Genomic DNA, 11,471 nt, shown 5'->3' with positions numbered 1-11,471 from the left:
CAAGTCGACGAAGAGCGTGTCGACTTGACCTGACCCCTCGGGCGCGGCAAGTGCTGAGGAGCGCTAGACGGGGGAGCCACCACCGCGCCTCGCTGTGCTCGGGACTGCTCGGCTGCGCCATCGCTTGGGCTCGCCTTCGGCCTCGCGTGGCTCGCCTTCGGCTTCGCGATTGGGGCGCGGCTGTGGCGTTGCTGGTCGAACTAGGGTGTGGGGGTGCGCATTCGTCGTGTTGTCACCACCCGCGCTGGCGGCGTGTCCAAAGGGCCCTACGCGTCGTTCAACCTCGGCGATCACGTCGGGGACGACGTCGAGGCCGTCGAGGCCAACCGGGAGCGTCTTGCCGAGGGGATCGGGCTCACGCCTGATCGTTTGGTGTGGATGGAGCAGGTTCACGGGCGGACTGTCGCGACCGTTGACGGGCCGCAGGCCGAGGCGCTTGAGGCCACTGATGCTGTTGTGACGAAACGGGCTGGTCTGGGGCTTGTTGTGTTGACGGCGGACTGTGTGCCGGTGTTGCTCGGGGATGCTGAGGCCGGTGTTGTCGGTGCTGTGCACGCTGGGCGTGTCGGCGCGCGTGTCGGGGTTGTCGTCGAAGCGCTCAAGGCGATGATGGCGCTCGGGGCCGAGTTGGAGCGGATCGAGGTTCTGCTTGGGCCCTCGGTGTGTGGTGAGTGCTACGAGGTGCCCGCGGACATGCAGCGGGACGTGGAGAAGCACCTGCCCGGCAGTGCGTCCAAGTCGCGGAAGGGGACGCCTGCGCTGGACCTCCGGGCCGGGTTGTGGAACCAGCTCGCCAGTGCCGGGGTCGGGAAGATCGGTGTCGATCCCCGCTGCACGTTCGAGGAGAAGGACCTGTTCAGCCACCGGCGGGAGGCGCCCACCGGGCGGCTCGCCTCGGTCGTTTGGGTCGAGCCGTGAGTCGGGAAGAGGAGCTCGCGGCCAACCTCGCCGAGGTTGAGGAGCGCATCGCGCAGGCGTGTCTGGCGGCGGGGCGGGAGCGGTCCGAGGTGATGTTGCTCGCGGTGACGAAAACCTGGCCCGCGAGCGATGTGGAGATCCTTTATCGGCTCGGGTTGCGGCACTTCGCGGAAAACCGGGATCAAGAAGCCGGGGCAAAGGCCGCCCAATTGAGACACCTTGAAGGTGTTCGATGGCACATGGTCGGGCGGTTGCAGCGGAACAAAGCGAAATCCGTTGTCGAATGGGCCGATCAGGTCGACTCCGTCGACAGCGTCCGGTTGGCCGAGGCGCTCGCGAAGGCCGCGCACTCGCGGGGGCGGGCGTTGGACGTGTTGCTGCAGGTCAGCATCGACGGGGACACGTCGCGCGGTGGGTGTGCCGTCGGCGATGTGCCGGAACTGGCTGGCGCGATCACTCGTTCGGGTGATCTTATTCTGCGAGGTGCGATGACCGTCGCACCGCTCACGATGAAGCCCGCGCAGGCGTTTGAGGCGTTGGCTTCGGTGGTATCAGGCCTACGTGATGATCATCCCACTGCCACAGCTGTGTCTGCGGGAATGAGCAATGACCTGGAAGATGCCATATCGCACGGATCCACCTGTGTGCGTGTCGGAACGGCGTTGCTCGGCAGTCGGCGACTAACCTCGCCATAGGTTGTCGGGAACCTCGGGACCGTCCGCACCGTCCCTAAGAGTGGGGAACCGCCGAGGAGGGGCTGGAATGAGCGCTTTGCACAAGCTGAAGGCCTACTTCGGGATGGTCCCCGCCGAGTACGCAGACGACCCCGGCTACGACGACGACCGGGGGCGCTACGGCGACTACCGGTCCGAGTACGCGGCCGAGGCCGACGACTACGACCCCTACCCGCGGCGCAACCGCGTGTTCACGCCGGGCCGGCCGGAGCTGCAGGGCTCCGGGTACCGGGCCGAGATCGACGAGCCGGACGACTACGAGCCCGAGTCGCGGCCGCGGGGTGGCAACAGCCCCGCGAGCACGCGGCGCTGGGCGGCCGACGCACCCGTTCACGGTGCGCTGGCGGTCGAGCCGCAGCGCGAGCCCGTGAGCAGGCTGCGCCCGGTCGCGGAACCTGCGGGCAACCCGTTGGCGCGCATCACCACGCTGCATCCCCGCAGCTACAGCGAGGCGCGCACGATCGGGGAGCACTACCGGGACGGCACCCCGGTGATCCTGAACCTGACCGACATGGACGACGCGGACGCCAAGCGGCTCGTCGACTTCTCGGCCGGTCTCGCGTTCGCCTTGCGCGGGTCCATGGACAAGATCACCAGCAGGGTGTTCCTTCTCTCACCGCCGAACGTTGACGTCACGGCGGAGGACCGCAGGAAGCTGGCCGAGGGCGGGTTCGGGAACCACGGTTAGAGTTGAGCTGTGGACCCGATCCGTCTCGTCATCTTCTACGCCCTCTTCGCGTTCTCGCTGTTCCTGACCGCGCGTGTCGTGGTCGAACTGGTGCGGACGTTCGCGAGGGAGTGGCGCCCCGCCGGCGGCGTAGCCGTGACGCTCGAGACCGTCTACACGGTCACCGACCCCCCGGTGTTACTGCTCCGTCGGGTGATCCCGACTGTGCGGATCGGGGGCGTCGGACTGGACCTATCGATTATTGTGCTGTGGCTGGTCGTTATCATTCTGATGCGATTCGCAGATCCCAGGTGACGGGGAACCGTGGGATGACCGCAGCCCAGGAGTGCGAGAGGTGATCCGATGCCGTTGACCCCCGCTGACGTGCACAACGTCGCGTTCAGCAAGCCGCCGATTGGCAAGCGGGGCTACAACGAGGACGAGGTGGACGCGTTCCTCGACCTGGTTGAGGGCGAGCTGGCCCGCTTGATCGAGGAGAACAACGACCTCCGTCAGCAGGTCGAGCAGCTCGACCAGCAGCTCGAGACGTCGCGTGCCGACCTCGACGACGCGCGTGCGAAGGCTTCCGCCAGCCCCATGACGAGCCGTATGCCGGTCGAGGAGCCGCCGCGCCGCCTGGCGCCGGTCCCGCCGCCCACGGTGATGGAGCAGACGTCTCCCGGTGGCGGTGGCGACCACCACGTGCAGGCCGCCAAGGTCCTGGGTCTCGCCCAGGAGATGGCCGACCGGCTCACCGGTGAGGCCAAGGCCGAGGCGGACGGCATGCTGTCCGAGGCGCGCACGAAGTCCGAGCAGCTGCTGTCCGAGGCCCGTGCCAAGGCCGACACGATGGTCAACGAGGCGCGCACGCGTGCCGAGACCATGCTCAACGACGCGCGCACGCGCTCCGAGACGCTCGAGCGGCAGGCCCGTGAGAAGGCCACCGCGCTCGACCGCGACGCGCAGCGCAAGCACGCCGAGGTGATGGGCAACATCACCCAGGAGAAGAACACGCTCGAGAAGCAGATCGACAAGCTGCAGACGTTCGAGCGCGAGTACCGCACGCGACTGAAGACGATGCTCGAGTCGTCCCTGCGCGACCTCCAGGACCGCGGCCCGGCCGCTCCGTCCGAGGGCCGCTCCCAGGGCTACTCCTTCGGCGCACGCGCCGAAGCGGGCTGAACTACTGTTCGCTAGGTGCTCTTCGTAGTTCTGCTTCTGGTGCTGGCAGCCCTCGGGCTGCTCGTTCCCGCACTGACCACGTCCAACACGATCTGGGCGTGGTCTTCCGTGGGCGCGAGCGTGCTCGCCGCCCTGGTCCTCGCATGGGACTGGTGGCGCAGGCGTCCGGGGGACCCCGCTGCCGACGCGCAGAGTGTAGATCAACAAGCTCGAGTTGATGATCATCGGGTGGTGGAGTCGGATGAAGGCGACACGCCGTCCGCTGACGAGGAACCACCGGAAGAGGACACCGACGCGGCCGACGTGCTCGTCGTGGCCGATCTGGTGGACGAGGTCCGGGTGCTGGACGAACGGCCCCGGTACCACCTGAGCTCGTGCTCCTGGCTCGCCGGGAGGCCCACGCTGGGCCTCCCGGTGCAGGAAGCGCGACAGCTCCAGTTCACGCCGTGCGCCCTGTGCGGCCCCGACGCGGTGCTGGTCCGCAGGAGCCGCAGCACCAGCTGAGTCCGTCCGGTTCGCGGACGGGCGGCGTCAGCGCCGGTAGCTCACCTTCGCGCGGAACGTGGTGTCCGGCTCGTCCAGGTAATGGTGCTCGATCGCCGCGTCGAACTCGGAGATCTGCCCGTCCGAGCCGTAGGCGACGTGGTCGACGTCGAAGTCGCCTGCCTCGTCGACCCAGCCGAGCCCGCGGTTGACGACCAGCACCTTCTGGTCCTCGTGGGGGCCCTCGGTGATCCGCTGCCCGTCGTGCCTGGTCAGCTCGATCATGAGGTACTCGCGGCCGTCCGGGGACTCGCCCTTGATGCGGATCGTGTTGCCGGGGTGCTCCCGGGCGGAGAACAGCTCCGGCGGCGTCCAGGTGCCGGACCGGCCCTGCGTCGGATGCGCGTGCTCGTCGGAGTCCCAGATCAGGCGGTCGGTCTCGGCGGCGAGGGCCGGTGTGGTCGCGATGAACAGCAGGGCGGCCGTGGCCAGTGCGACGCGCATCAGTTGCTCCCCCGGACGTAGTGGACGCGGACAAGCAGGGCGTTGGTCGGGCTGTCGCCGCAGCGGTGGTCGACCGAGGCGTCCAGCGCGGTGACGACCCCCTGGTCGTTCAGGTCGAGGCGGTCGACGGTGAAGTCCGCCGAGGTGTCGGCGCAGCCCAGGTTCCGGTTGACGACCAGTGCCTTCTGACCGGTGTGGGTGCCTGTGGTGATCGGGTTCCCGTCGTGGCGCGAGAGGTCGAGGACGTAGGTCTTGCCCGCGTTGCTGACGCTCACGTGCAGCGTGTTGCCGTCCCACTCGCGCCGGCTGACGGTGAACGTCGCCGGAGGTGAGGTCCACTCGCCGCTCGTGGCGGTGATCGGGAACGCGTTGGCGGCCGCGTCGAACACGAACGTCGACGGCTCGGCGGCGGAGGCGACTCCTGCGCCCAGAAGCGAAAATGCGCAGGCCAAAGCTATGACACGCATGTGGTTTCCCCCTGTCGGGATGATCCCTCGATCACCCCGAACGAAGTCTGGAGGAGCCCACGCCTGGACCGCCATGGTTAGTTCTACTCAGGTGAGCAGATGCGAGGCACGCGTCAGCGGTCCAGGAACAGCAGCAGGATCAGCAACGCGAGCAGGACCAGGTCCACGACGACGCCCACCGGCTTCGAGTCGTACCTCAACCGGGTGATCGTGGCGCCGACCATCAGCAGCCCCAGGCCGAGGGTGGCGGCGTGCGCGACCCACTCCCACGTGACCAGCCCGACGATCAGACCGGCGGCGCCCGCCCACTCCAGCGCGCCGATCGTCCGCCACAGGGCGGGGTTCATCCGGAAGTGGTCACGTGCTTCCAATGACGCCTTCGCGCCGAACAGCTTGCCCGCGCCCGTCGCGACGAACAGCAGGGCCAGCACGACCGACAACGCGATGGTCAACGTCATCGGGCGAGCATACGGTTCGCGCGCGTCCACACCCCGGATCCACGAGGGCTGTCGTCTTCGGACGGTGGCCCTTCGTCGTTCCGGCTCAAAAAACTGTCAGACCCCGCCGCTACGGTCTGCAGTGCAAGACCGAATCGGCATGAAGGGGAATGCGATGGTCATGACTGGGGGATGGCGCGTCCTCGCGGGCGCGCTGCTGCTTTCGGCTCTCGCGGTGGCGCCCGCGTCAGCAGAGGCCGTGCCCGCCTGCGGGTCCTGGGGGTTCGTCGAACTGCCGGTGCCGCAGGCGGTGCGGTCCGGGGGCGTGGTGTCCGGGGCGGGCTCGTACGCGGTGGGCAACGGGTCGTTCTGGTCCGCGGACGGCAGCACCGTGCTCGTGTGGAAGGACGGGCAGCTGGCCGACCAGTTGTCGTTCTCCCGCAACACGACCCGTGCGGTGGACGTGAACTCGTCCGGCGTGGTGGTGCTGTCGGCGTACACGTTCCCGGCGGCTTCCCGGTGGCAGGCGGGGGCGTACGAGGCGCTGCAGGGCTTACCCGGCGAGTACCGGGTGGAGGCGCTGGACGTGAACGAGCGTGGCGACGTGCTCGGCCGCTCCGACGGCAAGCCGGTGGTGTGGCCGGCGGGTTCCGCTGTGCCGCACCGGGTTCCGGGCGCGGACGCGTCCTTCGAACCGGTGGGCATCGCGGACGACGGCTCGGTGCTCGTGTCGTCATCCGGTGGCGCGCAGTGGGTTCGCCCTGCCGGGGTGGTGCCGCTCGGCGACGTGCGGGTGAGCGCGGTGCGCGGTTCGTACGCGGTCGGGGTCGCCGGCTCGGAGGTCGTGCGGTGGGACCTGGCCGGGGTGGCGAGCGAGCCGTTCGGGGGCGTGTCCGAGGCGGTGGCGGTGAACTCGCACGGCCACGTGCTGGCTCGTTCGGCCTGGGGTGACACGGCGGTGTTCGAGGAGCCCGGGCGCGGGGTTCCGGTGTCCGGCGGTGTGGCGTTCGCGTCCCTGACGGACGACGGCGACCTGTACGGGGCCGTGGGGACCAGCCCGGTGCTGTTCGAGTGCGCCGGGGGTGTGCGATGAGGCGGTGATGGCCTTCTAGGCGCCGGTGCCCGGCCTCGTCGAGCCGGAACTCGACGAGGCCGGGCAGGTGCCTAGCCGATCACGCCGCCGTCGCCCACAACGTGGAGGCGATCACATCCGCGTTGCGGTCGAGCGCCGTGGTGTTGATGTTGGACGAGGTGTCGCAGGAGGCGTGGTAGCAGCGGTCGAAGGCCTGGCCGGCCGTGCCGCCCCACTTCTGCGCCTGGGCCGAGGTCTTGGTGCCCTCGGCGCCGGTGAAGGTGCCGCCGACCGGGATGCCGGAGCGCGCGAAGGCCGCGTGGTCCGAGCGGCCGCCGACGCTGGTCAGCTCGGTCTGGACGTTGATCGCCGTGAAGCCCGCCTGCAGGCGCTGCTGGAGCTCCAGCGAGCCGGAGGGCTGGCCGGAGGCGCTGTAGACGAAGTAGCCGGGGTTCGGCGAGCCGGTCATGTCGAAGTTCAGGTACGCCTTGATCTTCGACTTGTCCGTCGTCGACAGGGAGTTCACGTAGAAGGTCGAGCCGACGAGGCCTCGCTCCTCCGCGCCCCACCAGCCGAACCGGACGTGCTTGGTGGGCTGGAACCCGGTGGCCTTCATCTGCAGGGCCACCTCCAGGATCGACGCGGAGCCCGAGCCGTTGTCGTTGATGCCCGGGCCCGCGGTGACGCTGTCGAGGTGACCGCCCAGCATCACGACGTTGTTCGCGTCGCCGCCGGGGTAGTCGGCGATCAGGTTGTAGCCGGTGGCGCCGCCGTTGGTGAACGATTGCACGCGCGTGGTGAAGCCGGCCGCGTCGAGCTTGCCCTTCACCCAGTTCACCGAGGCCAGGTACCCCGGGCGTCCGTGAGCGCGGTTGCCGCCGTTGGCGTTCGCGATCGACTGGAACTGGGTGAGGTGCGACTGGACGTTCGCGACCGAGATGTTCGGTGCTGCCAGGGCCGCCGGTGCGGCCGCGTGCGCTGTCGTGGTTCCGGCCACCGTCAAGGCGGCCGCCAGCGCGATCAGGATCCTCATGGTTCAACTCCGTGCAGGGTTGGGATTGAGCCACTGATCAACGTGCTCCACCGAGCACGCCCCTGCTAGGGGCGAACGGCTGGAGTTGTTAACGCGCCTGATTCGTCCAGATCGGTGGTGATCAACCAGAATGGTCCAGGTGGGTGACGTCACGGTCGTTCTGGGCATCGGCGCTGCCGTCCTGCTGGTCTCCGTGATCGCGGTGCGGGTGTCGACGCGCCTCGGCCTGCCCTCGTTGTTGCTGTACCTCGGGATCGGCGTCCTGCTCGGCGAGTCGGTCGTGGGCATCAAGTTCGACGACGCCGACCTCACGCAGTCGCTCGGCATCGCCGCGCTCGTGCTGATCCTGTCCGAGGGCGGGCTCACGACCCGTTGGCACGCCGTCAAGACGTCGCTGTGGCTGGGCGTGGCACTGTCCACAGTGGCCGTTGCGGTCAGTGTCGCCGTGACCGGCACGGCGCTGCACTTCCTGCTGGGCCTCGACTGGCGGATGGCGCTGCTGTGGGGCGCGGTGCTGTCGTCGACGGACGCGGCCGCGGTGTTCAGCGTCCTGCGGTCGTTGGGGGTCGGCGCGCGGCTCACCGGTGCGCTGGAGCTGGAGTCGGGTCTCAACGACGCTCCGGTGTACATCGCCGTCGTGCTGCTGGCCTCGTCCGACCAGATCTCCTGGACGGCGCCGCTGCTGGTGCTCTACGAACTGGGCGCGGGCGCGCTCATCGGTGTCGCGCTGGGCGTCGTCGGCGGTGCGGGGCTCAGACGCGCGGCGCTGCCGGCCACCGGTCTGTACCCGCTCGCCACCGTCGCGGTGTGCGTGATGGCCTACACCGCGGGCGATCTCGTGCACGCGTCCGGGTTCCTCGCCACCTACGTCGCCGCGCTCGTCCTCGGCAACGCCCGCCTGCCGCACCGCGCCGACACGCTCTCGTTCGCCGAAGGACTCGGCTGGCTCGCGCAGATCGGGCTGTTCGTGCTGCTCGGTCTCTACGCGTCACCGTTGCGGCTGCTGGACGTGCTGTTCCCCGCACTGGTCGCGGGCGTGGTGCTGACGTTCGTCGCACGGCCGCTGTCGGTGGTGCTGTCCTCGTTGCCGTTCAAGGTGCCCTGGCGGGAACAGGCGTTCCTCTCGTGGTCGGGGCTGCGGGGCGCGGTGCCGATCGTGTTCGCGCTGATCCCGTTGATCCAGGGGCTGGACGGCGCCCGTGAGCTGGTCGACGTGGTCTTCGTCCTGGTCATCGTGCTGACGGTGGTGCAGGGCACGACGTTGCCGTTCCTGGCCCGGCGTCTCGGGCTGGTGCGGGCGGGGGAGCCGCAGGAGGTCCAGGTCGACTCCTCGCCGTTGGACGAGCTGGGCGCGGAGCTGCTCCAGGTGCACATCCAGCGCGGGTCGAAGCTGCACGGCGTCTACATGTCCGAGCTGCGGCTGCCGACCGGCGCCACGGTGAGCCTCGTGGTGCGCGGCGGGAAGAGTTTCACGCCACAGCCGACGACCCGGCTGCAGACCGACGACCAGTTGCTCATCGTCACCACCGAGGAGGCGCGCGAGGGCGCTGAACGGCGCGTCCGCGCCGTCGACCGGGCCGGCCGCTACGCCCGGTGGAAGGGCGAGACCGGGGAATGATCGGTCTGCGAGCCTTCCCAGCATGTGAATCGGGTGTCGACGAGCGCGTCACCCTCCGCTAACGTCGTCGGCAGGTCATGAGAGCCAGCGTCAAGCCCAAGCTTGCTGGCCGGCAACCCTCCAACCGCGGTGGGGTGCCCTTGGTGAGGACCTGGTCCGGCGCGCGGGGCGCCGGTCAAGCGCGGGCCTTCGCAGAACGGGGCCCCTGGCCTCGGAGGCAGCTCGATGACGCTCGCGATCACCCCCAGCACCACCACGGCGGTTCCGGCTGTCGTCGGCGCCGACCTGCGGGTCCCGCTGGTCACCGGAGAGCGCGTCACCTACGCCAACCTCGACCACGCGGCGAGCGCGCCGTGCCTGCAGGAGGTGCGCGACGCCGTCGACGAGCTGCTGCCCTGGTACGCCAGCGTGCACCGCGGCGCCGGGTTCGCCTCGCAGGTCTCGACCCGCGTCTACGAGCAGGCCCGCGACCGCATCCGCAGGTTCGTCGGCGCGCACTCGTCCGACACCGTCGTCTTCACCCGCAACACCACGGACTCGCTGAACCTGCTGGCGCGCAGCGTCCCCCGCAACACCGCCGTCGTGCTGTTCGACAGCGAGCACCACGCGGCACTGCTGCCGTGGCGCGGACCGCACGTCCAGCGCATCCCTGCACCGTCTTCGTCCAGCGCCGCCGTCGTCGCGCTGGACCGGGCGTTGGCCGCCGCCCCGGTCGGTCCGCGACTCGTGATCGTCACCGGGGCGTCCAACGTCACGGGGGAGCTGTGGCCCGTCGCCGAGCTCGCGAAGGTCGCCCGCAGGCACGGCGCCCGCATCGCGCTCGACGCCGCGCAGCTCGCCCCGCACCGCCCGATCAACGCCCGTGAGCTCGACGTCGACTACATCGCGTTCTCCGGCCACAAGATCTACGCGCCGTTCGGCGCCGGTGTGCTCGTCGGCCGCGCCGACTGGCTGCAGCAGGCCCAGCCGTACCTGGTGGGCGGCGGCGCCACGTCGAGGGTGACCGACCACGGCGACCGGCTCGGCGTGGCCTGGTCCGCGGTGCCCGAGCGGCACGAGGCCGGCAGCCCGAACGTCGTCGGCGTGCACGCGCTGGCCGCGGCCTGCGAGATCCTGTCGCGGCACTGGGAGCAGACCGTCGCGCACGAGCAGGAGCTGCTGACGCGCCTGCGCGAGGGCCTGCGCACGGTCCCGGGCTTCCGCGAGCTCGCGATCCTGACCGACGCGGACAAGGTCGGCGTCGTGAGCTTCACGGTCTCCGGCTTCGACGCGGGCTTCCTCGCGGCGGCGCTCTCCGCCGAGTACGGCATCGGCGTGCGCGACGGCGCGTTCTGCGCGCACGTGATCGTGGGCCGTCTCGTCAAGAAGGTCGGTTCGCACGAGGAACGCGCCGTGCGCGCGTCGATCGGCCTCGGCACGACCGCCGAGCACGTCGACCGCTTGGTCGCCGCGCTGCGCACCCTCGTCACCGAGGGTCCGAAGTGGACGTACGTGCAGCAGGACGGCCGCTGGGTCGCCGAGGACGACGGCCGAACCCTTCCGCCGTTCCTCGCGTAGTCCTGTAAGTGGACAACGACGTGGTGACCGACGAGCCCGAGTCCGAGGAGAAGGCTTCAGCCGAGGTCGCTGAGAAACCCGCGGAGACGCAGGTCAGCGAGCCGCAGGAGCCCTCGTTCGAGGTCGTGGTGCCCGTGCGGGAGAAGAAGGCCGAGCCTCCCGCGGACAGCGGGGACGACGACGTCGAGGGGTTTTCGTTCACCGGGTCGCTGCCCGAGCCGAAGACGAAGTTCCTCGCGGTCCTCGCCGCCGGCGTGCTGGCGCTCGACGTGCTCACCAAGGTCGTGGCCGTGGCGTTCCTCGAGGACGCCGACCCGATCAAGATCTTCGGCGGCCTGCTCCACCTCACGTTCGTCCGCAACCCCGGCGCCGCCTTCGGGCTGGCCGAGGGCTGGACGTGGATCCTCGCGCTGATCGCGTTCGGCGTCGCCGGGTTCATCGTCTGGATCTCCCGCAACCTCCGCTCGCAGGGCTGGGCCGTCGGGCTGGGCCTGGTGCTGGGCGGTGCCGTCGGCAACCTGGCCGACCGCCTGTTCCGCGAACCGGGACCGATGCGCGGCCACGTCGTGGACTTCCTGTCCCTGTTCGACCCGTACGGCCGCGTGTGGCCGGTGTTCAACATCGCCGACATGGCGATCGTCGGCGGTGGCGCGACGATCATCGTCCTGGCGCTCATGCGGCACGACTACGACGGGACGATCTCCAAGGACGAGGACGTCCTGACGCCGGCGCCCGCACCGGCCGGCCAGGACGGGCTGCAGGAGCCGAAGTAGCCGCTCCTGGTAAATTCAGGGTTCTG

General features: G+C 69.7%; 14 protein-coding genes and 1 riboswitch. Of the genes, 10 read left to right on the top strand and 4 right to left on the bottom strand.

The genetic code is table 11. The annotated features are described in order from the left end of the window. Window positions 1-213: 213 nt before the first annotated feature. The 6 genes from pgeF to VF330_RS23030 all read left to right on the top strand — a co-directional run bounded on the left by pgeF (window position 214) and on the right by VF330_RS23030 (window position 4,005). A complete protein-coding gene (pgeF, locus tag VF330_RS23055; protein ID WP_330853730.1) occupies window positions 214-918 on the top strand; it encodes a peptidoglycan editing factor PgeF in 705 nt (234 codons plus the stop codon). After that, the gene (locus tag VF330_RS23050) at window positions 915-1,613 is read left to right on the top strand and encodes a YggS family pyridoxal phosphate-dependent enzyme (RefSeq protein WP_330853729.1); all 699 of its coding nucleotides are present in this window, start codon (window positions 915-917) and stop codon (window positions 1,611-1,613) included. Before pgeF ends, VF330_RS23050 begins: the two co-directional genes overlap by 4 nt. A gap of 67 nt (window positions 1,614-1,680) precedes the next feature. After that, window positions 1,681-2,340 (top strand): cell division protein SepF, encoded by a 660-nt coding sequence (locus VF330_RS23045; RefSeq protein ID WP_330853728.1) that lies wholly within the window; start codon window positions 1,681-1,683, stop codon window positions 2,338-2,340. A gap of 18 nt (window positions 2,341-2,358) precedes the next feature. Next, a complete protein-coding gene (locus VF330_RS23040) occupies window positions 2,359-2,634 on the top strand; it encodes a YggT family protein (RefSeq protein ID WP_330853736.1) in 276 nt (91 codons plus the stop codon). A 48-nt stretch (window positions 2,635-2,682) separates the two neighbouring features. After that, window positions 2,683-3,501: a DivIVA domain-containing protein gene (locus VF330_RS23035; protein ID WP_330853727.1), complete on the top strand. Its 819-nt coding sequence runs from the start codon at window positions 2,683-2,685 to the stop codon at window positions 3,499-3,501. A 15-nt stretch (window positions 3,502-3,516) separates the two neighbouring features. After that, window positions 3,517-4,005: a hypothetical protein gene (locus tag VF330_RS23030; RefSeq protein WP_330853726.1), complete on the top strand. Its 489-nt coding sequence runs from the start codon at window positions 3,517-3,519 to the stop codon at window positions 4,003-4,005. 27 nt (window positions 4,006-4,032) lie between these two features. Here the strand turns inward: VF330_RS23030 and VF330_RS23025 are convergent, their stop codons facing one another. The 3 genes from VF330_RS23025 to VF330_RS23015 all read right to left on the bottom strand — a co-directional run bounded on the left by VF330_RS23025 (window position 4,033) and on the right by VF330_RS23015 (window position 5,413). Further along, on the bottom strand, window positions 4,033-4,488 hold the full coding sequence (locus tag VF330_RS23025) for a hypothetical protein (RefSeq protein ID WP_330853725.1): 456 nt from the start codon (window positions 4,486-4,488) through the stop codon (window positions 4,033-4,035). After that, window positions 4,488-4,955 (bottom strand): hypothetical protein, encoded by a 468-nt coding sequence (locus tag VF330_RS23020; RefSeq protein WP_330853724.1) that lies wholly within the window; start codon window positions 4,953-4,955, stop codon window positions 4,488-4,490. Before VF330_RS23020 ends, VF330_RS23025 begins: the two co-directional genes overlap by 1 nt. A gap of 113 nt (window positions 4,956-5,068) precedes the next feature. Then, complete coding sequence (locus VF330_RS23015) at window positions 5,069-5,413, bottom strand: DoxX family protein (protein ID WP_330853723.1); 345 nt, start codon at window positions 5,411-5,413, stop codon at window positions 5,069-5,071. Between the two features lie 160 nt (window positions 5,414-5,573). Here VF330_RS23015 and VF330_RS23010 point away from each other — a divergent pair, with 160 nt between their 5' ends. Beyond that, window positions 5,574-6,485, top strand: a complete 912-nt coding sequence (locus VF330_RS23010) for a hypothetical protein (protein WP_330853722.1) — start codon at window positions 5,574-5,576, stop codon at window positions 6,483-6,485. 79 nt (window positions 6,486-6,564) lie between these two features. Here the strand turns inward: VF330_RS23010 and VF330_RS23005 are convergent, their stop codons facing one another. After that, window positions 6,565-7,497, bottom strand: coding sequence for a M28 family metallopeptidase (locus tag VF330_RS23005; protein WP_330853721.1), 933 nt, complete (start codon window positions 7,495-7,497; stop codon window positions 6,565-6,567). A gap of 139 nt (window positions 7,498-7,636) precedes the next feature. Here VF330_RS23005 and VF330_RS23000 point away from each other — a divergent pair, with 139 nt between their 5' ends. From VF330_RS23000 to lspA, 3 genes are all read left to right on the top strand, one after another. Further along, entirely contained in the window at window positions 7,637-9,115 is a 1,479-nt protein-coding gene (locus VF330_RS23000) for a potassium/proton antiporter (protein ID WP_330853720.1), read from the top strand. Window positions 9,116-9,188: 73 nt separating this feature from the next. Next, window positions 9,189-9,303, top strand: a riboswitch (SAM riboswitch). Window positions 9,304-9,340: 37 nt separating this feature from the next. Continuing rightward, window positions 9,341-10,672, top strand: a complete 1,332-nt coding sequence (locus VF330_RS22995; protein ID WP_330853719.1) for an aminotransferase class V-fold PLP-dependent enzyme — start codon at window positions 9,341-9,343, stop codon at window positions 10,670-10,672. 8 nt (window positions 10,673-10,680) lie between these two features. Next, window positions 10,681-11,445 (top strand): signal peptidase II, encoded by a 765-nt coding sequence (lspA, locus tag VF330_RS22990; protein WP_330853718.1) that lies wholly within the window; start codon window positions 10,681-10,683, stop codon window positions 11,443-11,445. Window positions 11,446-11,471: the final 26 nt, after the last annotated feature.

Origin of the sequence: Lentzea sp., assembly GCF_036380075.1 — a bacterium.
GTDB lineage: Bacteria > Actinomycetota > Actinomycetes > Mycobacteriales > Pseudonocardiaceae > Lentzea.
This window is presented reverse-complemented; position numbering and strand designations above follow the sequence as displayed.